Consider the following 24,756-nt stretch of genomic DNA (forward strand, 5'->3'; position numbering starts at 1 on the left):
CACACTTAGAGACGGTGGTTATTATAATTCTTGGGATTTTTCCGAAGACTTAATTAATGAATACTTAGTGGCTATGCAAGCTGCGGGAGTAGACATCGTCGAATTAGGTCTGCGCTCACTGAAAAATCAAGGTTTCCAGGGGCCTTGTGCGTTTACAACGGATGACTTTATTCGTGGCCTTGATATTCCGGCAGGGCTAACCGTGGGAGTGATGATCAATGGCAGTGAGCTGGTGGGCAAAGTGCCCCAGGTGGAAGCGCTTGAGCGTCTGTTCCCCAACGATGCTGCGAACTCACCAGTAGAGTTGGTGCGTATTGCCTGCCACGTACACGAGTTTGCCGATTCCCTACCTGCGGTTAACTGGCTCAAAGAGCGCGGTTTCAAGGTTGGATTTAACCTGATGCAGGTCGCCGACCGCACTGAAGAAGAGGTCAAAGCACTGGCTCGAGAAGCCAAGGCATACCCTTTAGACGCCCTATATTTTGCCGATAGCATGGGCAGTATGAACCCAGATCAGGCGGCTCAGATCATTCAGTGGATGCGTACTGAGTGGGATGGCCCCATGGGGATACATACCCATGATAACTTAGGGTTGGCGCTTTCCAATACTTTGCGTGCCATTGAAGAAGGCGTGACCTGGGTAGATGCCACCGTAACCGGCATGGGCCGTGGCCCTGGCAATGCGCGCACTGAAGAGCTGGCCATTGAGTTGGCAGAACGCCGAGACAAGCCGGTGAGCATGGTGCCGCTGATGGCGCTACTGCGTAAACACTTCAAGCCTATGCAAGAGCACTATGGCTGGGGCACCAACCCTTATTACTACCTGGCAGGTAAATACGGCATTCATCCCACCTATATTCAGGAAATGCTTAGCGACTCTCGGTACGATGAAGAAGACGTGCTGGCGGTAATCGAGCATCTTCGTGTGGAAGGGGGTAAGAAGTTCAGCCTTAATACGCTGGATGCGGCACGCCACTTCTATCGTGATGAGGCCCAAGGCACATGGTCACCTAAAGAGACCTTTGCTGGCCGTGATGTGCTACTGCTGGGTACAGGCCCAGGCGTTGAACGTCATCGCAAGGCGCTAGAGCGTTATATTCGCCAGGAAAAACCACTGGTCTTAGCGCTCAACACCCAAAGTTCGATTGATGCTGAGCTGATTGATTTGAGAGTTGCCTGCCACCCGGTACGTCTGCTGGCGGATTCTGATGCACATGCCAAGTTACCTCAGCCTCTTATCACGCCGATTGTCATGCTCCCCGAGGAAGTACAAGCATCTCTCGTTAATAAAGAGGTACTTGATTACGGACTAAAAGTTGAAGCCAGTACGTTCACTTTTGGTGAAACAGCTTGTGTGGCCCCCACGTCGTTAGTGGTTGCTTATGCCCTAGCAGTAGCGACTAGTGGGCAGGCCCGCAAGGTTGTTATGGCAGGCTTTGATGGTTATGGTGCAGATGACCCGCGCAGTCAAGAAATGGCACAGTTATTTGAGCAATATCAAAGCACCGCTCAGGCCGTTAAAATCGTAGCCATTACTCCGACGCGTTATGGTTTACATACTGAATCTGTGTACGCGCTTTAAACACTCATAAGGATAATACCATGCGTAGTGTTGTATTGATTCCTGCACGCTATGGGTCTAGTCGTTATCCCGGCAAGCCCCTGGTACCTCTGCTAGGCAAGCCAATGGTGCTATGGGTAGCTGAACTTTCAGCGCGTGCAGTGGGCACTGAGAATGTGTATGTGGCTACTGAAGACCAGCGAATAGCAGAAGTTGTGGAGGCAGCAGGCTTCAAGGCTGTTATGACTACAGATGATGCTCTAACGGGTACTGATCGCCTTTCCCAAGCTGCTGATCAAGTAGCGGCGGATGTCTATATTAATGTACAAGGGGATGAGCCACTGGTAGACCCTGCTGATATTCTGAAAGTGCGTGATGCTAAATTGGCGAATATGGGCGATGTAATTAACGGCTTCAGCTGGGTAACCGAGCAGGAAGATCCGAACAGCGTTAATATACCCAAGGTCATCACCACTGAAGACAACAAACTGGTGTATATGTCTCGTGTGGCATTGCCTGGCTATAAAGACGCTAAATGTGCCCCCGTGCGTTATAAGAAACAGGTGTGTATTTACGCCTTTACCCGCGATGAACTTCAGGCGTTCCGTAACTTTGGGCGTAAAAGCGAGCTGGAGTATAGCGAAGATATCGAGATACTGCGCTTTTTAGAAATGAATAAGACGATCCGGCTGGTTGAAACTAAGCCCGGCAGTCTAGCTGTGGATGTGCCTGACGATGTTTCTAACGTCGAGGCGGCGATGCGTAAGCAGGGGCATGCATGAGACATCCGATCACAGACTACGCAACGCTGGTCTTTGACTGCGATGGCGTTGTGCTGAACTCCAACCGCGTTAAAACCGATGCTTTCTATCGAGCCGCTTTGCCCTATGGCAAGGCGGCTGCACAGAAGCTGGTGGATTACCACGTTCAAAACGGGGGTATTTCCCGCTATGCTAAGTTTGCTTATTTTATGGAGCATTTAATTGAACCAGGTCAGGATGGCCCCACGCTGGAAGAGCTTCTATCTCGATATGCAGCCGAAGTACGTGTAGGGTTATTGAATTGTGAAATTGCTCCAGGCTTGCTGGAATTGCGAGAGCTCACTGCCAATGCGCGTTGGTTAATTGTGTCTGGTGGCGATCAGGTAGAATTGCGAGAAGTATTCGCTGCACGTGGTATTGCATCTCTATTTAACGGCGGTATTTTTGGCAGTCCTGATACTAAAGATGAAATTCTACTTCGCGAAATAACTGAACAAAATATTCAGATGCCCAGCTTGTTTCTAGGTGATAGTAAATACGACTATCAAGCTGCCAGCAAAGCAAAATTGGACTTTGTATTCATAAGTGGTTGGACAGAAGTGTTTGACTGGGAATATTGGTGCAAAGAAGAAGTAATACTTAGCAAGCATTCACTATGCCAGGTTTGAATTATGTATGATATCACGTTGCATTTAGGTGTTCATAAAACAGCTACCACTCACTTCCAGTCTCGGCTTTCAAACTCTAATGATCTTTTGCTGCAAGAGCATGTTGCCTATATTGATCTTGCTGATATTAGAAAGCTAATTACGTCAAGGATCGATGATGGCGTTTTGCTTGAGGATAAAATTAAAGGAGTAGTTGCAAGCGCAAGTCGTGTGATTATCTCTGATGAGAACTTATTAGGTGGTACTGACAAGCCTGAAGATAACTTGATTTATCCTGATGCTTATGCCAGGTTAAGTAAGTTGTTGTATAAGACACGCTGTTCCGTTAGTGCTGTACATATCACAATAAGAGATCCTGAAGAATATATGATATCTCGGTACTGTGAGTACTTGCGTCACTATAGGTTTTTGAGTTTTTTCGAATATTTGGACTCTTTTGATGTCAGATCCTTTTCTTGGATTCCGTTAATTGAAGATATTGAAAAAGCTGTTGGAAAAAAAATAAAAGTTACACTATTTGAGAAGGTTTTTGAAAATGAAAGTGTCTATTTAAAAAATCTTACAGGTTTGGACAAGGAATTCGCATCAGCAAGTGAAGGGGCTGCAATACGTCGCTCTAAGATTTCATTAGAGGCATATCGTATTTTAGAGCAGTTGAGCGACTATTATCCTCGTCATATGACTAAAAAGTTAATGAATATGATGGATAATAACCAGCAGCGCACGAAAGGCACACCGTTTAAACCTTTTAGCGCAGAGCTGTCAAAGTTGCTGAAAGAGAATTATGAAGCTGATAAGGCTGTGCTTGGCTTAATTTAACATTTGTGAAGGTGTGGTTAAGGATGCTCAAAGTTTTAAGAAATAAAAAAGCTTGGCTAAAGGAGTTGGCTCCCTATTTGCATACAAGTTTTAAGAAAAGAAAAGAGCTTGTTCTTAGGGGGGATAAGTCCAAAGTAATATCGAAAAACGATATCTTATTATTCTCAACAATGAAAAACGAAGGGCATCGTTTAGCTTTTTTCTTAGATTTTTATCGCCAGCTAGGTGTGAACCATTTTTTTATTGTTGACAACGGTTCTACGGATAATACTGAGGCATTTTTAGCGAGCCAGCCTGATGTTACTTATTACTACACAGATGGTAGTTACAAGGATTCAAATTTTGGCATGCATTGGCTAAATTACTTATTATTTAAGTATGGCCGTGGCCACTGGTGCTTTACCTGCGATCCAGACGAGTTTTTTGTCTACCCACACATGGAAAGCAGAAATCTTCGTGATCTGACTCAGTATATGGAGTCTATTAAACAAGACTCTTTTTTCACCATCATGCTAGATATGTACAGTGATAGACCCGTCGCCGAAACGTATTATGAAGAAGGCAAAGATCCATTAGGTTTTTGCCCTTATTTTGATGGCGTTGGTTATACAAAACAATATAGCCATTTCTATCGTAATCTTTATGTTCAAGGGGGGGTGCGGCGTCGTGTTTTTTCTAAAAATTCGCCTGCGCAAGCGCCTGCACTCAATAAAGTACCGTTGGTGAAATGGAAGTGGAACTATGCGTATATTTCTTCAATGCACATGATGTTGCCAAGGCGATTAAATAGATGTGTTGATGAACGTATGGTGACAGGTGCGTTGCTTCATTTTAAATTTATCAGTCAATTAGATGAAAAAGTGAAGCAAGAAATGGTTGCTAAGCAGCATTACAATGATTCTGCTGAGTATAAGCAGTATGGTAATGTTATTAATAATAAGGATGTACTATACAATAAACATGTTTCTGTGCCTTTCAAAGGATGGAAAGACTTGGCAAAGCGCGGGCTTATTAATTTAGGAGGTTGGTGATAGTGAAGGTATCGTTCATTCTGCTCGCCCACGAGAAGCCGGAACAGTTAAAGGATTTACTTTGCTCGTTGCTTAGCGCCGGTAGTAACGTGTATGTACATCACGATGCGACCGCTAAAGGTGACCTTCCTTCGGCGGTGGCTCAGTGGGGTGTAGAGCAGTTGCCGGGCAAGGTGCATTTTGCCAAGCGGGTAAAAGTAGTGTGGGGAGAGTGGTCGATTGTTCAGGCGACTCTTAACTGCATGGAAGCCATACAGCAGCATGATGTTGATAGCGACTATTTCATGTTAATTTCAGGCTCTTGCATGCCTGCAAAGCCTGTGCACTTGCTTGAACAATTTTTAGCACAGAGTGGTAAAGATCATATTGAGGCTGTCAACGCTGAAAAATACACGTGGGTGACGGCAGGCCTGCAGAAGCAGCGGTGGTCGAAGTTTCACTTTTTCAACTGGCGTTATCAGCCCTTTTTGTTTGATACGGCATTAAAAATTCAGCGTAAGTTAAAAATCAAGCGCACACCTCCTTTAAAGCATACCGCTCATATGGGCTCGCAGTGGTGGTGTTTACGTCGTAGCACGCTGGAAAAAGTTTGGTCGCTTTATCAAAATAAGCCAATTTTAAAGAAGTTTTACCGCCGTACCTGGGTGCCAGACGAGCTGTTCTTCCAAACCATGGTCGCAAATCTTGTACCGCCTGCTGAACGTAGTGATCGCTTAATGACGCGTTACACGTTTAATAGCTGGGGTATACCACGGGTTTATTATAACGATGATTATGCAGAGTTGTTAGGTGAAAATCGCTTTTTTGTACGTAAGGTGAGTCATAGTGCCACTCAGCTTCGCAGCAAGCTTTCGCAAATTGCACCAATGCAAATTGACGAATTTGAACGCTTGCTAGAATCATCAGAATGGGTGCGTCAACATCTCAAAGAGAGTTCGCTGCAAGAAAAGCATATTGCTCTTAACCACTGGCATAGCTTAGTAGGTAGCGTAGAAAACCCTTTTGATTACATTAAGAGTATTCCGAATCCGATGGTGGTGCTGATTGGTTCTGACCGAGAAGCCAAATCACATGCGCTTGCTGAACTCGACCGCCTTGAGAACACCATTGTTTATGGCGATCTTTTTGATACTCAACGTGTTGGTGCGGGTTACGAGAATATTGAAGGCTTGATTGGTGGTGCCTCAGATGTTGCGCTGATGCGTCATAAGTGGCATCTGCAATTAGGTGATATTGCTTACGCCAACCCTGGTAAAACGCTCGTTTTTTCTTTAGGCCACAACGCTCTTGGTTTTCTTGACGTTTTACGATGGAACTCAGATTGCCATATTGTTATGGTCGACCGCAAAGGGCCTACGGTCATTAATGATGATTTAATGGCCGATCTTTATCTGAAAAGCAAAGTGTTACATTTGTTGTTGGATCGACACTGTGATTTAAGTCGTGTGTCTGTACCTTTGGTGAAAGAGTTAGTTAGTACTTTAGAACAGCAGCATTGGAGTATACGTACCTTCAATCGTATGCTGAAATATCGTCAAGCACGTGTTCGTTGGCCGGGTTTGTTAGCTAAAAATCATAACCATTGGGATTTTTTGAAATCAATTTACTCCAAGGTTATTGTCTTTGTTTATGAGGATACTGCAGTACTACAAGGCGTAGATCACTTTTTAAATAAAACACTTGGAACACCGCTGTACTATGATCCCTTTTCTGTCATACCTGCTAACGACAACACGTTGGATTGGCACTATTATCTAGCAGATTTGGCTCACCTAAATGCGCGTATGCATACCGGTGTACTGGCAATGGCTGTTAGTCGCTCATCCATAAAGCATCTAGATACACTACGTTGGAAACGAAACTTGCTTGTCGTCGCATTAGAAGATGAACAGGCACAGCTTAAAACAGAAAGTGACGTCACCTTGAGTGTTTATGGCAAAGAGAGCAGCCAACCCACCATCGATGGACAGGTGTTCCGAGAGCTTGATGTAATGATGCAGCAGCGCGCATGCTCGTACATGGCACTACCGCCCTTTGCTCAGCACTGGATTGAAGATGAGATTAACGGTTTTTTACAATATTTGCCGTTAAAACAACGCTTGGCTACCAAACCTGTCGTTAAAAGTTAACTCATAGGTACTGTATGAATATTCTAGTTGTAGGTGGAGCTGGTTACATTGGCTCCCACATGGTGAAACAGCTCAATCGTAGTGGCCACTCAGTAGTAGTGCTCGATAATTTGACGACAGGTTTTAGAGAGTCAGCACGCTTCGGTGAGCTGGTCGTGGGTGATTTAGCCGATACAGTGCTTTTAGAGCAGCTGTTCCGCACACACCATTTCGACGGTGTTATGCACTTTGCGGCTTGCAGTTTGGTAGGAGAGTCTGTTCACGCGCCTGATAAGTACTATCGAAATAACGTTTCTAATACGCTTAATTTGCTCGGTGTGATGGCTCGTTTTGGCGTGAAGAATTTCATTTTTTCTTCTACTGCCGCGACGTTTGGTGAGCCAGCGTATGTACCGATTGATGAAGCGCACCCGCAGCAGCCTATTAACCCTTACGGTGCCAGTAAGTTAATGGTTGAGCGGCTACTGAAAGATTACGCCACTGCTTATGGTGTCAACTCGATTTGTTTGCGCTACTTCAATGCGTGCGGCGCAGATCCAGAAGGCGACATAGGCGAGTGCCACGACCCTGAAACACACTTGATACCGCTCATTTTGCAGGCAGCCTCCGGCAGACGTGAGTCCATCACCGTCTTTGGTCGAGATTACGATACTGAAGATGGCACTTGTATCCGTGACTATATTCATATTGAAGATTTGTGTTCCGCCCATGCGTTAGCTTTACAGGCGTTGATAGCCGGTGAGTTGTTTGGTGCGCTTGGATTTAATCTAGGCAATGGTCAAGGATATTCGGTGCAAGAAGTCATTGACGTTGTGAAAGATGTTGTGGCGGAAGATGATTGCGAATTGGTGGTCGAGGAAGGCGAGCGGCGTGCGGGTGACCCTGCTAGGTTAGTTGCCGATGCTACGCTGGCAAAGAAAACATTAGGTTGGCAGCCTCAATATGCAGACCTTGCGACCATTGTGCGCCATGCGTGGGCATGGGAAAAAAAGCTTGCTCACATTCACTAATCCATAAGACCAAACGGCGAACAGAGCAAGGAGACGCAAATGGAAGCCATCGTAGCGGCATTTTTTAATGAAACTCCGGATGCCAGCATTGCTAGCGAGCGAGTAGCTTTTGGCACCTCAGGCCACCGTGGCCGTGCCACCGAGCGTACGTTTAACGAAGCGCATATTATCGCCATCACTCAAGCGGTAGTGGATTACCGCAAAGAAGAAGATTACCAAGGCCCGCTGTTTTTAGGCGTGGATACCCATGCGCTTTCACGCCCCGCCTGGGAGTGCGCGCTGAGGGTGCTGGCGGCGAATAAAGTGCCGGTGATGGTAGAAAAAGACCATGGCTACACCGCAACTCCTTTAGTCAGCCACGCAATTTTGCAGAACAACGCGCAGCAGCGCCACGCAATGCCCGCCGCGAAAGCCGATGGCTTGATTATTACGCCATCCCATAACCCGCCAGAAGATGGCGGTATTAAGTACAACCTCCATCACGGTGGCCCAGCAGATACCGAAGCGACCCAATGGATTGAGCTGCGCGCCAATGCGTACCTGCTTCGTCAGCTAAGCGATATTGCGTTAGTGCCGTTAGAAGAGGCGCTTGCCCACGCCCAGGAGTATGACTACACCGCGCATTACGTAGCGCAGTTGGGTCACGTGGTGGATATGGCGGCGATTCAAAAAGCCAACTTAACGCTGGGCGTGGACCCGATGGGCGGCACGGCGCTGCCCGTTTGGCAGGCGATTGGTGAGCATTTCGGTCTGAACCTGGAAGTCGTGAACACCACCATTGATGACAGCTTCAGCTTTATGCCGCCCGATCACGATGGCAAGATCCGCATGGATTGCTCCAGCGCGGATGCCATGTCGAACCTGCTAAAGATTAAAGACCGCTTCGATATCGCTTTTGGCAACGACCCAGACGCCGACCGCCACGGTATTGTGGACGCCAACGGGTTGATGAATCCGAACCACTTCTTGGCGGTGTGCGTGGATTACCTGATAAGCCATCGCCCGCAGTGGAGCGATTCGCTGAAAATCGGTAAAACGCTGGTCTCTTCGTCGATGATCGATCGCGTCGTGGCTTCGCACAACCGTGAGCTGTTTGAAGTACCTGTCGGTTTCAAGTGGTTCGTGGATGGCCTGCATGAAGGCTGGTTAGCCTTTGGTGGTGAAGAGAGCGCTGGAGCGAGCCTACTTACTCAAGAAGGGAAAGCGTGGTCGACCGATAAAGACGGTATCGCGCTGTGCTTGCTGGCCGCTGAAATCATGGCCGTTACCGGTAAAACGCCTAGCGAGTATTACCAAATCCTCACCGAACGCTTTGGCGAGCCGTTTTACAAACGGGTAGATACCGCCTGCACCGCCGAAGAAAAAGCCGCGTTCAAAAACCTCACCGCCGAGAGTATCACCGACACCACCTTGGCAGGCGACCCCATCACCGCTGTGTTGGTAAAAGCGCCGGGCAATCAAGCGGCCATCGGTGGGTTGAAGGTGACTACTGAAAACGGTTGGTTCGCCGCACGCCCCAGCGGTACTGAATCGCTCTACAAAGTGTACGCGGAAAGTTTCAAAGGACCGCAACATTTGGAAGATCTGATCGAAAGTGCGACTACGCTTCTCTCAAGTGTATTGAAAGGTTAACGAAGAGCAGTAGAAGGGCGGTTTTTGCCGCCCTGGCTGCCGTTGTTATATAGCTGTAAGTGGTTACGATTAATATAGAGAAGTGGGCTGGCGTGATGCTTGCATGGTCAGATGAGGTTACGTCGCCTTTTGCTATATCAAGGAAGACACATGGATACATCGTTATCAGCCCTGCATCATCGGGTTTATACGCCCCTTAACGCGTTAGCCGCTCATGCGGAACACCTGCAGGCTCAATCCCTCAGTGACTTGTTAGACAACGGCAATGTCGCTCAGCAGCGCGCTGCATCGTTGGCGTATACGTTTGGCTCACTGCATATCGATTTCAGCAAACAGCGTTTAACGCAGGAAACCCTCTCTTTACTGGTGGAGTGGGCCCATAGCTGTGGCCTTGAGACGAAACGCCAAGCACTGTTTGTGGGCGCTGTGGTGAACCCTTCAGAGAAACGCCCGGCACTGCACATGGCGGCCCGCTGGCCAGCTAATAAGTTAGCGCCCGAAGGGATGGAAGCAGCGGCGGAATTTTGCCAGCAGCAGCGTGCCAAAATGGCGAACTTAGTACATCGGGTACACCAAGGCGAGTGGTTTGGTGCCACCGGGCAAGCGATCACTGACATTGTGCATATCGGTGTAGGCGGTTCGGATTTAGGCCCTAAATTGGTGAGTGAGTCACTGGCGGACTGCCCTAGCCGGGTAAAAATCGGTGTGCATTATGTCTCGACCATGGATGGCTCGCAGTTACTCCCCTTGATGGAGACTCTTAATCCGGCCACGACCTTGCTGGTGTTGGCGTCTAAATCCTTCACCACGGCCGATACGCAGTTCAATGCGCGTACGGCACTGTTGTGGCTTAGCGATGCGCTCGAAGTCGAAGAAGAGACCATTCGCCGCTATCAACTGCTGGGGGTGTCATCTAAACCCGATAAAATGACTGAGTTTGGCATTCCCCTGACGCATCAACTGGAATTCAAAGAGTGGATTGGCGGTCGGTTTTCATTGTGGTCACCCATTGGCGTCAGTGTTGCCATGCAGCTGGGTATGGAGCATTTTGATGCTCTATTAGATGGCGCGCACGCCATGGACCAACATTTTATGGCAACCCCTCTGACAGAAAATTTGCCTGCATTAATGGCGTTAGTGGGTGCGTGGAATTGCCAGTTTTTAAATATTCCTACCCATGCGGTGCTGCCTTACGACGGCCGCCTGAAAAGCCTGGCGGCGTATTTACAGCAGCTAGAGATGGAGTCAAACGGTAAAAGCGTTGGCTTGGATGGCCGCTCGATTAACCATGCCACTTGCCCTATTTTGTGGGGCGATGTGGGGCCAAACGCACAGCATGCGTTTTATCAGTTGTTACACCAAGGCGGGCACACCGTTAGCGCTGATTTTGTCGCGGTGGTGGGTCGTTTAGGTACTCGATTTGACCATGTCAATACGGCGCTCAAAGAGCAGGAGGCATTGACCTTGGCTAACTGCCTAGCTCAAGCACAGCTGTTTGCACTGGGGGATGATGCGATTCCTGCTGCGCTAAGGGGTTACATGGCCCAGGGCTACCGGGGTAATCAGCCTAACTCGGTTATACTATTGAAATCGCTCGATGCGTGGTCGATAGGCGCGCTTCTGGCGCTTTATGAGCATAAAGTATTTGTACAATCGGTGTTGTGGAACATTAATCCGTTTGATCAGCCAGGTGTTGAGCTAGGAAAGCAATTAGCCAGTAGCCTTTACCAAACGCTGGTGGGGCAACCGGCTCAACACGACAATGTAGAAGATCCCAGTACTGCTCAGCTGCTGCGTAAAGTAAATGAGTGGCATCAGCAATGTAATGAAAAAGGAAGTGGTTAATGACTCAAGTACGCAAAGCGATTATTCCGGTAGCCGGTTTTGGTACGCGCCTGCTGCCGATCAGCAAGGCGATTCCTAAAGAGATGGTGCCGGTGGTAGATCGTCCTTTGATTCAGCATGTTGTAGAAGAAGCGCTGGCTGCTGGCATCAATGAAATTATTTTGGTTACACGTGCTGGAAAATCGGCCATCGAAGACCATTTTGATGCTCATTTTGAGCTTGAGCACTCACTGGCCAGCAAGGGTAAAGATGCGCTATTAGAAACACTTTCTGCAATTTCTCCGAAACAACTGAAAGTGACCAGCGTTCGTCAGCCCAATGCAAAAGGGTTAGGCCATGCGATTTTCTGTGCAGCCCACCTGTTAGATAAAGATGAGCCATTCGCCGTTATCCTTCCGGACGTGTTGGTAAAACCGCAGTTAGGCAGCACCGCTTGTGATTTAGGCAGTATGGTAGAGCGTTGGAATGCAAACGATGCCTCCCAAATCATGGTAGAAGCGGTACCGCAAGAAGACGTTTACCGTTACGGTATTGTGGATTGCGACGAGCCAGCGGCGGGTGAAAGTGCCACCATGCGCGGCGTGGTGGAAAAGCCTAAGCCGGAAGAAGCACCTTCGCGCCTTTCCGTGATTGGCCGCTATGTGCTGCCGTACCGCATTATGGAGCTACTACGCGACCAGGCACCGGGTGCAGGCAACGAAATTCAGCTGACCGATGCTATCGACCGCTTGATGCAGGAAGGCCAAACCGTGCAAGCATTCCGCATGCATGGCCGCACCTTTGATTGCGGGCATATTGAAGGCTGGCTGCAGGCCAATACTACGCTTGCCCGCGAGGCGGGTTACGACGTATAACGCAACTCCAAGCATCAAAAAAGCCGCTCAGCTCTCGCTGCAGCGGCTTTTTTGTAAAAATCTATCCATCACTAAAAGGGGAATACTAGCGGCGTAATTAGCAGCACTGCCGCTGAATAGGTGAGGCTAACGGGCAAACCGATCTTAAAAAAGTCGGTGATTTTGTAGCGCCCGGGTGAATACACCATGAGGTGGGTTTGGTAGCCAAACGGAATCAGGAAGCAAGCACTCGCACCGTAGGCAACGGCCATGACAAAAGGCAGCGGGTCGGCCCCAAACGCGTGTGCTGTGCTCCATGCAATGGGAAAGGCCAGCGCGGCGGCGGCGTTGTTGGTGACCGTTTCCGTGAGGACTAACGTCAGTAAATAGCAGCCGATAAACGCGGCATAAATGCCATAGCCGCTGAACATGGCTTGCATACCGCTGGCGAGTAATGCAGCCGCGCCGGAATTTTCCAGCGCTTGGGCGATGGCAAGGGCGGAACCAATGATGAGCCACAGCTCGAAAGGGAACCGCCTGCGAAGTTCGGCCATGCTAATGACGTTCAGCAGCAGGAGTGCGCCCAATAGAATGAGTAAGCCGTGAAACAGCGGTAGCCAGTTGGCCGCAGCTAAAGTGATCACTCCCGCAAAGCCGCCTAAAGTGATCAGGCTCTCTTTGCGGCTAAGCTGTGGTCGCGTAAAGCTGCCGCTCAACAGGTGGAAGTTACGGTCTAGGTTACGGTGCTGTCGGAAATCAGCGCTCACTGCCAACAGTAAACAGTCGCCCACCCTTAGTGGAATCTTGCCCAGTTGCCCTTCTAAACGTTTATCTCCCCGGCGAATGCCTACCACGCCTGCGCTGAACATGCTGCGGAAATCGACATCTTGCAGGGTCTTACTGGCCAGTTCTGATTCATGAGAAATCACCACTTCAACTAGGTTGGTAGCCAGTAGGTTATCGGCTTGGTGCCCGAAGAGGTTGAGCCCAGGGAAGCGCTGCAGTGCCTGCACTTTACTTACTTCACCTGTAAACACCAGCGTGTCGTCTGCTTGAAGTTGCTCATCGGGCGCTACTGGGCTAATCAGGCGCCCTTTTCGCTCTATCTCCAGCAGGTACAGGCCATCCAAGCTGCGTAGGCCGTTTTCTTCAATGCTTTTGCCAATCATGGGTGACTCGGCTTCTACATCGGCAGCAAGAAAATAAGAGAGTTTCTCTTCGGTATCTTCCAGGCGATGGTGGGGGAGCGCATTGGCGCGCCATAGCAGCACGGAGAGAGTGACTAAGGCAACAGGGATGCCCACTAGGCTAAATTGGAACATGCCCAGCTCACTGCCGCTGGCGTTCAGGTTGAAAGAGTTCACGACGAGGTTGGTAGAGGTGCCTACTAGCGTAGTAATACCGCCAAGAATTGAGGCGTAAGAGAGCGGAATCAATAGCCGAGAAGGGGCAATGCCTTGCTGGCGCGTAATGGCCCCTAAAAAGGCGGCCACAACGGCGGTATTGTTCAAAAAAGCCGATAGCACGGCGGTACTGCCCATGAGCCTTGCGGTCGCGAGCTTCGGGTGGCCTTTTAATAAATGTTGAGACAGCCAGTCCAATAACGGCGAGCGCTCCAGCGCGAGCGAGACCAGCAAAAGCAGCAGCAGGGTGGCCAGCGCTGGGTTAGTGTACTGCACCAGTAAGGTACTTGTATCGATAAACCCCACCAAAAGGTAGCCGCCTGCCAGCGTCAAAAATGCAATGGCAGGCTTTACCTTGCCGCTGATCAGTAAAACTAATAATAACGTGATGGATAACAAGACGGCCCAGGGGGTCATGTGGGGTCCTTATGTCAATAGAAAATAAATGTGTACTTGCTGGATTTTACGCAGGCTTTTATGATGGTGTCTAATAATTACCGTCTATAGTGTTATCGGTTTCTTAATTTTTTTTTTAAAACAAAAGGTTATATTTAAAATTGAGCGCTAAACATTTATCGCCTGAGGCTCTAAGCGAGCGTCGAAAACGCGCTGTTAGACTACGCTTAGATGGTCATACGGTCGCAGTGGCAAGCCAACAAACAGGGCTATCTGCTCCAACGGTATCGGCGGCCTGGAAAGCTTTCCGTGAAGGTGGCTGGGCGGCCGTGCCTGTGAAATCGCGTGGCCGCTCGAAGGGGCAAGGCAATATATTGAGCGCTGCAGCGCAAGCTTTGCTTTGGGAAGCGCTTTATGGTTCAGCACCTCAGGAGCTGCCAGGCTGGAGCAGTGCCGCGCTGGCTGATTTGGTGAGTGAACGTTTAGAAATTCGCTTAACCCAACGTGCCATCGAGCATTGGTGGGAAACAGAAGGGCTAAAGCACGAGCCCTGGGCGTTGAACGCATTAGCAAAAAAGCGCACTCGTGCAGGGCGGTGGTTCGATAAAACGGTCACGCCAGCGCTCGCTCTCTGCCCGGGTGCAGAGCAGCGATGGCAGGGCGGCGTTCGGCGTGTGGCCCACGCTCACCGTGACATTTATCAGATGTATCTCCATGGTGTGCGCGGCAAACTCTACATGCGTTGTTTTGAGCATCCTCCCACTGCCTTCGATTACAGTTCGGTTTTGAAGATGCTCCCTCAGCCAGCGGTCTTGGTGTTTCATGGGGCAATGTTTTCGGCTAGCCAGGAATTCACGGAGTGGCTTGGTAGCCAAGCGAATTTAACGTTAGTGGCGGTTCCTGCGGATTTAGGTTTGGAGCACCGCTAAGGTTTGCTCTGTATTAGCAGGTTTTCAAGGCAGCGCCGTCTGCGGCCACTTGAAAACAATTTTTTCACACAACGTTGGGAAAGATGATGACATCACTCACCCATTTACAGCGGCTGGAAGCGGAAAGCATCCAGATCATGCGCGAAGTGGTCGCCGAGACTGAAAACCCGGTGATGCTCTATTCCGTCGGTAAAGACTCAGCGGTAATGCTGCATCTGGCGCGAAAGGCCTTTGCCCCGTCGCCGCCCCCTTTCCCGCTTTTACACGTGGATACGCGCTGGAAATTTCAGGCGATGTATGAATTCCGCGACAAGATGGCCGAAGAGATCGGCATGGAATTGATCGTGCATATCAACCCAGAAGGGGTTGAGAAAGATATCAACCCCTTCACCCACGGTTCGGCTATTCATACCGATGTGATGAAAACAGAGGGCTTGAAGCAGGCGTTGGACAAGTACGGTTTCGATGCGGCATTTGGTGGTGCACGGCGCGATGAAGAGAAGTCTCGTGCTAAAGAGCGCGTGTTCTCATTCCGTACCGCGCAGCACCGCTGGGACCCGAAAAACCAGCGCCCTGAGCTGTGGAAACTTTACAACACTCGTAAGCACCCCAAAGAGTCTATTCGGGTATTTCCGATCTCTAACTGGACCGAGCTGGATATTTGGCAGTACATCCACCTACAGAATATTCCCATCGTACCGCTTTACTACTCAGCTGAGCGCCCCGTGGTAGAGCGTGACGGTGCGCTGATCATGGTCGATGACGAGCGTATGCCACTGGAGCCGGGTGAAGTGCCCATGATGCGTAAGGTGCGTTTCCGCACATTGGGCTGCTACCCGCTGACCGGTGCTGTGGAGTCTGAAGCCGACACGCTGCCCGCGATCATTCAAGAGATGCTATTGACCAAGACATCCGAGCGCCAGGGCCGTGTGATTGACCACGACAGCGCGGCCTCCATGGAGAAGAAGAAGCAAGAGGGGTACTTCTAATGTCGCACTCATCCGATCTGATTGCAGAAGATATCGAGGGATACCTGAAGTCCCACGAGCATAAAGGCTTGCTGCGCTTCATCACCTGCGGGAGCGTGGACGACGGTAAAAGTACGCTGATTGGCCGTTTGCTGTTTGAGTCCAAGCTGCTGTTCGAAGACCAGCTTGCTGCCATTGAAGCTGATTCCAAAAAGTACGGGACTCAGGGCGGCGAGATGGATTTTGCGCTGCTGGTTGATGGCTTGGCCGCCGAGCGTGAGCAGGGCATTACCATTGATGTGGCGTATCGCTTCTTTTCCACCGAGAAACGCAAGTTCATCGTGGCGGATACACCAGGGCACGAGCAGTACACCCGCAATATGGTGACCGGTGCTTCTACTGCCGATGCAGCGATTCTGATGGTGGACGCACGCCACGGTATTTTGACGCAGACTCGCCGTCATAGCTTTTTGATGTCGCTGATGGGGACGCGCCACATTATCGTCGCTATCAACAAAATGGATTTGGTGGATTTCTCTAAAGCTCGCTATGACCAAATCGTTGATGAGTACCGCGCTTTCGCCAAGCAGTTGGGCTTAGAAAACATCACCTTCATTCCGATGTCGGCATTGAAGGGCGATAATGTGATTGAGCACAGCGCGAAGATGCCCTGGTATCACGGCACCACACTAATGGGCTACCTGGAAACCGTCGAGGTAGACGACGAGCGCCTGCAGCGCTCTCCGTTCCGGATGCCCGTGCAGTGGGTCAACCGTCCGAATCTCGATTTCCGTGGTTTTACCGGCATGGTTGCCAGCGGCGTTGTGCGGCCTGGAGATCAAATCCGCGTCCAGCCCTCGGGTAAGGCCAGCACGGTATCGCGCATCTATACGTTCGATGGCGACTTGGAGGAGGCGGTCGCGGGGCAATCTATCACGCTGCTGCTGGATGACGAGATCGATATTTCCCGTGGCGATATTATTTCTGGCGTCGACCAGCCCGCACACACCGCCGACCAGTTTGAAACCACGCTGGTATGGATGCATGAAGCACCGCTGCTGCCGGGCCGCCCTTACCTGATGAAGCTGGGTACTCAGATGGTCACCGCTACCGTGACTGATATTAAGTACCAAGTGAACGTGAATACGCTTGAGCATACGGCAGGCAAACAGCTGGACTTGAATGGGATTGGCGTTTGTACGATTAGCTTGAACCGCGCCGTTGCGTTTGATGCGTATAAAGATAACCAGGATACCGGTGGCTTCATCCTCATCGACCGTATGACCAACAATACGGTAGGTGCTGGCATGCTGCACTTCGCGCTGCGCCGCAGCCAGAACATCCATATGCAGCATGTGGATATCGACAAGCACGCGCGTGCTTTGGCCAAAGGGCAAAAGCCTGCAGTTTTATGGTTCACGGGCCTGTCTGGCGCAGGTAAATCGACTATCGCTAACTTGGTGGAGAAGAAGCTGTTTGGTAACGGCCAGCATACTTATTTGCTGGATGGCGATAACGTTCGCCATGGTTTGAACCGTGACCTTGGCTTCACCGATGCTGATCGCGTTGAGAATGTTCGTCGCGTGGCGGAAACAGCCAAACTGATGGTCGATGCAGGCTTGATTGTGATGTCGGCCTTTATTTCACCTTTTCGCAGCGAGCGCCAGTTAGCGCGTGATCTGTTGGAAGACGGTGAGTTTATCGAAATCTACGTGGATGCACCGCTGGATGTAGTGGAAGCGCGTGACCCGAAAGGGCTCTACAAAAAGGCACGCCGCGGTGAGCTGAAAAACTTCACTGGTATTGATTCCGCCTATGAAGCGCCTCAAGCACCGGATGTTCACTTGAAAACCGCTGAGATGAAGGCCGAAGAAGCTGCCGATGCAGTCATTGTTGCACTGCGTGAGCGTGGCCTTATCAGCTAATTAGTGATGGTTGATAAGAGCTAATCCATCGAGTGATACCGCCAACTACTGGGAATGTCTCTGTTGTTGGCGGTTTTTTATGACAGCTTTTATAAGGGATGACTGCGATGATCGATCAAGTGCTGTTGGAGGCGGTAGAGCGTATTGCGCGGGAGGCAGGCGATGCCATTATGAACGTTTATGCCCGTGACTTCAGCGTCGAAGAGAAAGAAGATAAGAGCCCGCTAACTGAAGCGGATCAAGCGGCTCATAACGTGATTGTGCGTGGTTTGAAAGCGCTGCCGGTACAACTGCCCATTCTTTCCGAAGAGGACATGGAAGGCTTTTCGGGGGTCGATGCTCAAGGCCGTTATTGGTTGGTAGACCCACTCGATGGCACCAAGGAGTTTATTAAGCGTAACGGTGAATTCACCGTAAATATCGCGCTGATTGAAAACGGTGTACCCATGCTCGGTGTGGTCACTGCCCCTGCATTGGGGACCGCTTACGTGGCGGCTGAGGGGCTAGGCGCGTTTAAGGTTGAAGAAGATGGGCAGCGTCATGCTATTCAAGTGGCTGGTAAGCCTGCTGAAGGCGCAACCTGGCGCGTCGTGGGCAGTCGTTCCCACCCCAGCCCAGATTTAGCGGCTTGGCTGGATACATTAGGCGAACATGAAATGCTCCCCATGGGCAGCTCGCTCAAGCTTTGCTTGATTGCCGAAGGTAAAGCCGATGCTTACCCGCGCTTAGGCCCTACCTGCCTTTGGGACACCGGCGCCGCTCATGCGGTTGTGCGTTATGCAGGTGGACGCGTCGAAACCTTGGAAGGCGAGCAGCTCAGTTACGCTAATCCTACTGAGAAGCTGAACCCGTATTTTGTGGTGTGGGGAAGTTAACGCGCTGCCTTTGCTGGAAACGCCACAAGCCACTCGATAAGAGTGGCTTTTTTGTGCTTATTTTATCATGCGGCATGACGATCATAATTATTAAAGAGCGTTTATATCGTACTGTAATTTCAACTTTTTGATTATTTTTAATGAGGTAACATTGCTGGAACACTAGTAGCCCTCTAATGCAGGAAAGGCGGTTAGATTTACTTTGTGTGCTTATCAGTGGTGTTGTTTCCCAGGAAGGAGGGGCAGCACGGTCTGAATCTGTGACACAAGGACATTTGCTTGCCTTTATCTGCCCCTCCTCTCCACGTCGAACAGACGTCTAACGTTGCCTCTTGCGCCAGCATGGTACCGCCTGAGCTTACCGTGACCTGCTCTCGATACAGTGTTTTTACGACGGATGAAGAGCAGCGCTTCGCTTCCGGTGCGCCTGCCTTTTGGAAGCCTATTCTAGGGCCAGCAAGCCGGCGGCAGCAGGTGCTAACTCCGAGTGTTAACTGGAATCGCACGCTATTTATTCGCTCTGGAAGCGAAATTGCAGGGTACTTGCAGTTCTATATGAGGGGGGACGGCCCACATGATCCTAGCTATCGAGACTTTGCCGCTGTTTTTGGCGTAGGCGAAGCGTGCTTTCGTTTTCTGCTTTATAAGGTGATGAGTTATCGCTTTCAGCGTTTCGAGGCGTATGCGTACCGCGTTATCGTCAAAGAGCCTTATAGAGGCTGTGGTGTAGGACGCTGCTTGATGTTGAGTTGGCTCGACCTAATAAAGGCACAGGGCATACGTCAAGTGACGCTAGAGGTGTGGAGTGATAATCCTCGTGCCTACGTGTTTTACCTTCGGTTGGGGTTTCGCGTCGTTCGTTGGTCGGTTCTTCACCGCTCGTTGCGCTGGTTTATGAAAAGCTACCCGATCAAAATGGTCTATGATTTCTGATGAAATCTGCCCTGTAAAATAGCCATGAAGGCCTAATTTGAGAGACAATAGGGCGAGCTTCCTCCATGGATGACCGTTATCTTCGCTATTAAAGACGGCGCTTGACGTAATGTTATTGGCGGGACTCTGTCAAGGTTGCTGCCGCATCAACATTATTGTTTTATTTCACTTGGCTATGATTTAGGTAGTACAATTATCTATTTAATGAATGTAGTGGAGCCAAAACATGGCACAGCTGCCAAGCTTTCTTACCCGTTGCATGCCTATACTTACGGCTGCTACACCCGGTGCGTTTAGAGTTTTCGTGATTACTTTTGCCATGTTTTTATTAGCCGGTGAGGAAGCCGTATTATTCTCGACGCAGTATGCTTTAGTGTCGTTTTTTATTATGATTTGTGGTGTCGGTTTTTCTACTGTGTTAGTTAAAGAGATGGCCGTAAGAGAAGATGTTGGTGTCCTTTTTAGTTATGGCTCTTCTTCCATTTTTGTTGGTGGGTTGATATCAGGTATTAGTATTTATGTTGCTTCTTTTTTCCTTTTGGTTCCTGACTTAAAGCAGGTGTTGTTGTTAACGGTTGTTTCTTCTGTTTACCAAGTGTTCAGAAATTATCTAATTTTTAAGAAAGACTTTTTTAAGCTTTTAGTTAATGATGTGCTGGTGGGTGTGGCTTTTTTAGCTCTTTACTTTTCTTTATTTGTAATGGGTATCGAGGTTGATAGTGCAGCTTTGTTCTTGTTGTTGTCATTTTCTTATTTCTTAGCCTGTGCCTTTATACTGTGTTGGAGAGGTGTAGGTTCATACGATTCATACACACGCGTTAGCTTTTTTCTTTTAAAAAATAATGATATTGCTTCAAGTTTGATTATTGGATTCTCAAATGCAGCCAGCGGAGGGGTTAGCTTTATTTTACCTTCGTTGTTTGCTGCGACAGGTGGCGAGGAAATTGCCATTGTAGCTTCCATTGCGGCTCTTGTTTTTAGTTCTGTGGCTGCAGTTCCTAGAGGGGTCGTTAATAACGCAATGGCGCAATTGTCCAAGATGATCAGCGAGACTAAAGCTGATGAGCTATTGATTTTTAGCTTGAGGAAGAAGGTAAAAAAGATTATTGCTATCTTATTTCCTGTCTTGACGGTTTTTATCTACATGTATCTATTTTTCTTAGATGATATAGTCAATTACGTGGCGGCAGGCCTTTTTGTTATTACGCTAGGGTTTTATATAGCCTCTGCTCAATTTGGGGTTGTTGAGTCTGTTATGGTGAATTTATGTGGTTATGAGCGTCTGGCATTTTACTTCAATTTATTTATTTTTGCGTTGGTAGTCACGTCATTTGTTTTAGTTGGTTTCTTTGATCTGGGCCTGCTAGAAGTTTATGCAGTATATACACTGCCTTTAGTTTTAGGGGTGGTGAATATTTTCAGAATGTACTGGTATAGGCGAAAAGTAAGTGATTATTTTGACAGTTGATAAATCAATGCAAAAATTGGCTTTCGGGAGTGAGGTGTTGTATGAACCGTGTTTTTGAGCTTTTAAACAAAGATGCTTTAAAGCCGTTTAGGTTTTTGTTAGTGGGTTTAATTGCCACTGTTGTGCATTTATTTGTTGCTAACACTATGTTGTGGTTTTTCGATACATCACCCTATTTAGCTAATACGGTTGCATTTCTACTTGCTTTCTTTTTCTCTTTTTATGGTCATCGATATTTGACTTTTAAAGTTGATGGCGTTATGTGGAAGTTCTTTGTTGTGGCTATAAGTGGTTTTTTAATAAACAATTTTATATTATCTATTTTGCTTTTTTTCGGATTGAGAGATATGGTCTCACTAACTATCGCTACGCTAAGTGTGCCGGTGATTACATACTTGGCATCATCTTTATGGGCGTTCAACGGGAGGGTATAGACAAATGGAAAATGTTAAGAAAGAACGAGGTGATTTGGTTTCTTTGATTGTGCCAGTGCTTAATGAGGAAGAATCGATACGGCCGTTTATAAGCGCAATCAATGATAAGCTGTCTAGTTTAGAAGCTAAATTAGAAATTATATTCATAGATGACGGCTCTACTGACAAAACTGTTGATGTTATTCGTGAGCTGCAAGAAAACGATAGTCGTGTAGGATATGTGAAATTAGCTAGAAACTTCGGCAAAGAAGCCGCCATGACAGCTGGGTTTGACTACGCACGCGGCGATGCGGTTGTGCCCATGGATGTTGATTTGCAAGACCCACCTGAATTAATCCTCGAATTCCACCGCCTTTGGCTAGAAGGTTATGACACCGTTTTTGGTTTAAGAACTTCTAGGGAAGAGGATACCAAGGGAAAGCGTGCTTCAGCTGGTATGTTTTATCGGGTTTTTAATTGGCTGTCTCATACGGAAATTCCACACAATGCAGGTGACTTTCGCCTTATTGATCGTAAAGTTGTAGAAGCCTTGCAGAAAATGCCAGAACGCAATCGGTTTATGAAAGGTATGTTTGCTTGGCCTGGTTTTACATCCATCGGTGTAGAGTATAACCGTCCTGGCCGGTTTGCTGGTAACACAAAATGGAATGCTTGGAAGTTATGGAATTTTGCTTTAGATGGGCTAACGGGTTTTTCAACATGGCCTTTGAGAGTTTGGTCATATATTGGCGCAGTCATCGCTAGCATCAGTTTACTGTATATGCTTTTCATCATTTTTAGAACGATAGCGTTTGGAGTCGACTGGCCTGGCTATGCATCTTTGATGTCTGCCATTCTGTTTTTTGGCTCTGTTCAGCTAATTTCAACGGGCATTCTAGGTGAGTATTTAGGGCGGCTTTATATTGAGTCTAAACAGCGGCCAGTTTATATAGTAGAAGAGTTTAGTGAAGGAAGTGATAATGGTTGATTCTGTATTTTGGAAGCAGCATAAAGCGACTTTTTATGCTTTTTTGCTATGCTATTCTTTGTTTTTTATTGCAATTATAAGTGCTCATTATCTGTACGTTGATGATCGCCACCGTGCTTTTTTTGGGTATTTGTATTGGGATGTGGATGGTAGATATTTCACGTATTATCTTATTAATCTTTTTACAATAGATGGCAGGGTTTTGGATGTTTGGCCGATTCCACAGCTACTGTCATTAGTGATAATGGCTTTGGTTACTTCTTTCATAGGTTTTAAGCTATGCATGAATAGGCTGGCTGCGGTAATTTTATTGCTTCCAGTTTTTGCGAATCACTTTTTTCTAGAAAATATATCTTACGTATTTGATTCAGTGGCGATGACTGCCAGCGTTGCTTTTTCTCTTTTTGCTGTAATGCTTTTATCTACTAACAAAAGCCGAGATTTGTCTTCTTTTTTGATTTCTTCTGTGTTGGTTTTTTTATCATTGCATGCATACCAAATTTCATTAAATGTATTTTTGGTTTCGCTAAGCTTAATGTCTTCTTATCTCCTTTTTAAGGAAGATGTGAGAAGGTCGCTATTTGTTTTTATATCAGGTTTTATTTCGGCATGCTTGGCATTTGTATTGTATAGGGTTAGTTTGCAGCTTCTTTCCGGAGGAGACTACAGCAATGAGCGCTCTTCTACTATTGAAGTAAGTCAGCTTTATCCAAAAGTTTTCGAAAACTTTCACCTGATATTTCAACATGCTCATGAATGGCTAGGTGTGGATGCAGGCATCTGGTTGATTATTGCTCTGCTGCTATCTTTTGTTGCCCTGGTAGTTAGTTGTCGACAGCTTAATGAGCAATGGGGTGTGTGGTATGCAGTTCTTTTTTGTGCTTTTAATTTTGCTGCACTACTGGCTGTTTTTGGTCCAGTAGTGTTGTTAGAGAATGTCAGGGTTTATCCTAGAATACTCGTTGCGGCTGGGGTTTATGTTTCTCTAACAGCTGCTATTTGTTATCAACTCTGTACTTCAAGCTGGGTGCGACGGGCTTTATTGGTGTCGGTTGCTGTTTTTATTTTTTATGCATTTAAAACAAGTGTCGTGTATGGAAACGCTCTGTCAGCCCAAAAAGACTTCGAGAATTTTTGGATAGCGCAGGCCGTGCAAGAAATAAATCAGTTGCATAGAGAGACTGAAGCTAATGAGCTACTCATTGTATCAAAAATCCCCTACGCGCCTCTTACGAATAGTGTCACTAACGCTAGTGCTATCATCGATGTGCTAGTTCCGCAGATTGTTAATAATGATTGGCGATGGACTAATCGAGTACTATATACTTTTGGTATGAATGAGGACATTAGTTATTCAATTCATCCTGCGGCACCTGCTGATTGTGAAGAGATAGCTAAAGTTTATTTATGTCAGGGAAACATCCTGCTCGACTTTAATAACTGATACCTCCGCATCGGTGTCTCATTAATTATAAGGGTGGCTTCGTGTGGGCAGAGCGCGTTGCCGCCATCACTGCTTCTCCAAGCTCTCTACGGAAAGCTCAACGTGTTGTGGGCGCTGGAGGACGTTGAGTAGCACGATGGCGCGCTCTTCGCCTTTGCAGCGGGTGAAAATAGCTTCTAGGTCTTTGAAGGGGCCGACGGTGATGGTGACTTTTTCTCCGGCGGTGAAGTAGCTGTGGCTACCTTCTTGGCGGTGGGGTTGGGCGCGGAGGGTCTCTACGAGTGCGTCGGGCACGGCGATGGGAGTGTTGCCGAAGGTGAGTAGGCGCAGTACGCCCCGGGTGGAGCGGATGGGTCGCCAGTTGCTGACGACTTGGTCTAAGCAGATAAATAGGTAGTAGGGGAACAGTGGCTCAGTGACGGTGGTGAGCTTCCCTTGCCGTTTGCGTTTCACATCCAGCACCGGATGAAACACCTCGTAACCTTGGTTCGAAAGATGCTCCGCTGCGCGAAAAGATTCGCTGCCTTTGCACTGAATAACGTACCAGTGGGCAGTGCTGGTCTCTGTTACTTCTACTGCCATGTCACTACCTTCTTCATTGCCCAATAGCATATAAAAGCGTTGCAAGAGCGTTCACCCGTCTCGAATATGGTATGGCCCCATTTTTGTAGACACTTGGGGTTAACTGTTCGCCGCATAGACGCTGGGAGTAAGACCTCCTAGCG

21 protein-coding genes are annotated in these 24,756 nt (G+C 48.2%); 19 read left to right on the forward strand and 2 right to left on the reverse strand.

Annotated features, from left to right (window positions below):
- The first annotated feature begins 73 nt into the window (after window positions 1-73).
- From R0J87_RS16435 to R0J87_RS16480, 10 genes are all read left to right on the forward strand, one after another.
- Window positions 74-1,582, forward strand: a complete 1,509-nt coding sequence (locus R0J87_RS16435; protein ID WP_498887545.1) for an aldolase catalytic domain-containing protein — start codon at window positions 74-76, stop codon at window positions 1,580-1,582.
- Window positions 1,583-1,602: 20 nt separating this feature from the next.
- Window positions 1,603-2,343: a 3-deoxy-manno-octulosonate cytidylyltransferase gene (locus R0J87_RS16440; protein WP_498887515.1), complete on the forward strand. Its 741-nt coding sequence runs from the start codon at window positions 1,603-1,605 to the stop codon at window positions 2,341-2,343.
- On the forward strand, window positions 2,340-2,990 hold the full coding sequence (locus R0J87_RS16445) for an HAD family hydrolase (protein WP_498887517.1): 651 nt from the start codon (window positions 2,340-2,342) through the stop codon (window positions 2,988-2,990). Before R0J87_RS16440 ends, R0J87_RS16445 begins: the two co-directional genes overlap by 4 nt.
- Window positions 2,991-2,993: 3 nt before the next feature.
- Complete coding sequence (locus R0J87_RS16450; RefSeq protein ID WP_498887518.1) at window positions 2,994-3,809, forward strand: hypothetical protein; 816 nt, start codon at window positions 2,994-2,996, stop codon at window positions 3,807-3,809.
- 23 nt (window positions 3,810-3,832) lie between these two features.
- Entirely contained in the window at window positions 3,833-4,840 is a 1,008-nt protein-coding gene (locus R0J87_RS16455) for a glycosyltransferase family 2 protein (RefSeq protein ID WP_498887520.1), read from the forward strand.
- 2 nt (window positions 4,841-4,842) lie between these two features.
- Window positions 4,843-6,969: a beta-1,6-N-acetylglucosaminyltransferase gene (locus R0J87_RS16460; protein ID WP_498887522.1), complete on the forward strand. Its 2,127-nt coding sequence runs from the start codon at window positions 4,843-4,845 to the stop codon at window positions 6,967-6,969.
- A gap of 14 nt (window positions 6,970-6,983) precedes the next feature.
- Window positions 6,984-7,979, forward strand: a complete 996-nt coding sequence (gene galE / locus R0J87_RS16465) for a UDP-glucose 4-epimerase GalE (protein WP_498887524.1) — start codon at window positions 6,984-6,986, stop codon at window positions 7,977-7,979.
- A gap of 3 nt (window positions 7,980-7,982) precedes the next feature.
- The gene (pgm, locus tag R0J87_RS16470; RefSeq protein WP_498887548.1) at window positions 7,983-9,611 is read left to right on the forward strand and encodes a phosphoglucomutase (alpha-D-glucose-1,6-bisphosphate-dependent); all 1,629 of its coding nucleotides are present in this window, start codon (window positions 7,983-7,985) and stop codon (window positions 9,609-9,611) included.
- A gap of 150 nt (window positions 9,612-9,761) precedes the next feature.
- A complete protein-coding gene (pgi, locus tag R0J87_RS16475; RefSeq protein ID WP_498887526.1) occupies window positions 9,762-11,456 on the forward strand; it encodes a glucose-6-phosphate isomerase in 1,695 nt (564 codons plus the stop codon).
- Window positions 11,456-12,310 (forward strand): UTP--glucose-1-phosphate uridylyltransferase, encoded by an 855-nt coding sequence (locus R0J87_RS16480; RefSeq protein ID WP_498887527.1) that lies wholly within the window; start codon window positions 11,456-11,458, stop codon window positions 12,308-12,310. Before pgi ends, R0J87_RS16480 begins: the two co-directional genes overlap by 1 nt.
- 71 nt (window positions 12,311-12,381) lie before the next feature.
- Here R0J87_RS16480 and R0J87_RS16485 read toward each other — a convergent pair whose 3' ends face one another.
- Window positions 12,382-14,109, reverse strand: a complete 1,728-nt coding sequence (locus tag R0J87_RS16485) for an SLC13 family permease (RefSeq protein WP_498887529.1) — start codon at window positions 14,107-14,109, stop codon at window positions 12,382-12,384.
- Window positions 14,110-14,249: 140 nt separating this feature from the next.
- Here R0J87_RS16485 and R0J87_RS16490 point away from each other — a divergent pair, with 140 nt between their 5' ends.
- The 9 genes from R0J87_RS16490 (at window position 14,250) to R0J87_RS16530 (ending at window position 24,031) form a co-directional block, all read left to right on the forward strand.
- A complete protein-coding gene (locus R0J87_RS16490) occupies window positions 14,250-15,017 on the forward strand; it encodes a helix-turn-helix domain-containing protein (protein ID WP_498887531.1) in 768 nt (255 codons plus the stop codon).
- Window positions 15,018-15,103: 86 nt separating this feature from the next.
- Window positions 15,104-16,006, forward strand: a complete 903-nt coding sequence (cysD, locus tag R0J87_RS16495) for a sulfate adenylyltransferase subunit CysD (protein ID WP_404463335.1) — start codon at window positions 15,104-15,106, stop codon at window positions 16,004-16,006.
- Complete coding sequence (cysN, locus tag R0J87_RS16500) at window positions 16,006-17,910, forward strand: sulfate adenylyltransferase subunit CysN (RefSeq protein WP_498887532.1); 1,905 nt, start codon at window positions 16,006-16,008, stop codon at window positions 17,908-17,910. The genes cysD and cysN overlap by 1 nt, the downstream gene beginning before the upstream one ends.
- Window positions 17,911-18,017: 107 nt before the next feature.
- Window positions 18,018-18,785 (forward strand): 3'(2'),5'-bisphosphate nucleotidase CysQ, encoded by a 768-nt coding sequence (gene cysQ / locus R0J87_RS16505; protein ID WP_498887534.1) that lies wholly within the window; start codon window positions 18,018-18,020, stop codon window positions 18,783-18,785.
- 279 nt (window positions 18,786-19,064) lie between these two features.
- On the forward strand, window positions 19,065-19,718 hold the full coding sequence (locus R0J87_RS16510; RefSeq protein WP_498887535.1) for a GNAT family N-acetyltransferase: 654 nt from the start codon (window positions 19,065-19,067) through the stop codon (window positions 19,716-19,718).
- Between the two features lie 226 nt (window positions 19,719-19,944).
- Window positions 19,945-21,186 (forward strand): hypothetical protein, encoded by a 1,242-nt coding sequence (locus R0J87_RS16515; RefSeq protein WP_498887537.1) that lies wholly within the window; start codon window positions 19,945-19,947, stop codon window positions 21,184-21,186.
- Window positions 21,187-21,227: 41 nt separating this feature from the next.
- Window positions 21,228-21,620 carry a GtrA family protein gene (locus R0J87_RS16520; protein WP_498887539.1) on the forward strand — a complete coding sequence of 131 codons (393 nt, stop codon included), beginning with the start codon at window positions 21,228-21,230 and terminating at the stop codon, window positions 21,618-21,620.
- Window positions 21,621-21,624: 4 nt separating this feature from the next.
- Window positions 21,625-22,587 carry a glycosyltransferase family 2 protein gene (locus R0J87_RS16525; RefSeq protein WP_498887541.1) on the forward strand — a complete coding sequence of 321 codons (963 nt, stop codon included), beginning with the start codon at window positions 21,625-21,627 and terminating at the stop codon, window positions 22,585-22,587.
- Complete coding sequence (locus R0J87_RS16530; RefSeq protein WP_498887542.1) at window positions 22,580-24,031, forward strand: glucosyltransferase domain-containing protein; 1,452 nt, start codon at window positions 22,580-22,582, stop codon at window positions 24,029-24,031. The genes R0J87_RS16525 and R0J87_RS16530 overlap by 8 nt, the downstream gene beginning before the upstream one ends.
- A 66-nt stretch (window positions 24,032-24,097) precedes the next feature.
- Here the strand turns inward: R0J87_RS16530 and rfaH are convergent, their stop codons facing one another.
- Entirely contained in the window at window positions 24,098-24,613 is a 516-nt protein-coding gene (rfaH, locus tag R0J87_RS16535; protein ID WP_498887549.1) for a transcription/translation regulatory transformer protein RfaH, read from the reverse strand.
- Between the last annotated feature and the right edge of the window lie 143 nt (window positions 24,614-24,756).

Source organism: Halomonas sp. SIMBA_159 (assembly GCF_046536035.1).
GTDB lineage: Bacteria > Pseudomonadota > Gammaproteobacteria > Pseudomonadales > Halomonadaceae > Vreelandella > Vreelandella venusta_A.

Bases quoted from the DNA above. Each gene is read 5' to 3' on its own strand.
- R0J87_RS16435 (WP_498887545.1), top strand. From the start codon at position 74: ATGCAAGCTGCGGGAGTAGACATCGTCGAATTAGGTCTGCGCTCACTG.
- R0J87_RS16440 (WP_498887515.1), top strand. From the start codon at position 1,603: ATGCGTAGTGTTGTATTGATTCCTGCACGCTATGGGTCTAGTCGTTAT.
- R0J87_RS16445 (WP_498887517.1), top strand. From the start codon at position 2,340: ATGAGACATCCGATCACAGACTACGCAACGCTGGTCTTTGACTGCGAT.
- R0J87_RS16450 (WP_498887518.1), top strand. From the start codon at position 2,994: ATGTATGATATCACGTTGCATTTAGGTGTTCATAAAACAGCTACCACT.
- R0J87_RS16455 (WP_498887520.1), top strand. From the start codon at position 3,833: ATGCTCAAAGTTTTAAGAAATAAAAAAGCTTGGCTAAAGGAGTTGGCT.
- galE (WP_498887524.1), top strand. From the start codon at position 6,984: ATGAATATTCTAGTTGTAGGTGGAGCTGGTTACATTGGCTCCCACATG.
- pgi (WP_498887526.1), top strand. From the start codon at position 9,762: ATGGATACATCGTTATCAGCCCTGCATCATCGGGTTTATACGCCCCTT.
- R0J87_RS16480 (WP_498887527.1), top strand. From the start codon at position 11,456: ATGACTCAAGTACGCAAAGCGATTATTCCGGTAGCCGGTTTTGGTACG.
- R0J87_RS16485 (WP_498887529.1), bottom strand. From the start codon at position 14,109: ATGACCCCCTGGGCCGTCTTGTTATCCATCACGTTATTATTAGTTTTA.
- cysD (WP_404463335.1), top strand. From the start codon at position 15,104: ATGACATCACTCACCCATTTACAGCGGCTGGAAGCGGAAAGCATCCAG.
- cysN (WP_498887532.1), top strand. From the start codon at position 16,006: ATGTCGCACTCATCCGATCTGATTGCAGAAGATATCGAGGGATACCTG.
- cysQ (WP_498887534.1), top strand. From the start codon at position 18,018: ATGATCGATCAAGTGCTGTTGGAGGCGGTAGAGCGTATTGCGCGGGAG.
- R0J87_RS16515 (WP_498887537.1), top strand. From the start codon at position 19,945: ATGGCACAGCTGCCAAGCTTTCTTACCCGTTGCATGCCTATACTTACG.
- R0J87_RS16520 (WP_498887539.1), top strand. From the start codon at position 21,228: ATGAACCGTGTTTTTGAGCTTTTAAACAAAGATGCTTTAAAGCCGTTT.
- R0J87_RS16525 (WP_498887541.1), top strand. From the start codon at position 21,625: ATGGAAAATGTTAAGAAAGAACGAGGTGATTTGGTTTCTTTGATTGTG.
- R0J87_RS16530 (WP_498887542.1), top strand. From the start codon at position 22,580: ATGGTTGATTCTGTATTTTGGAAGCAGCATAAAGCGACTTTTTATGCT.
- rfaH (WP_498887549.1), bottom strand. From the start codon at position 24,613: ATGGCAGTAGAAGTAACAGAGACCAGCACTGCCCACTGGTACGTTATT.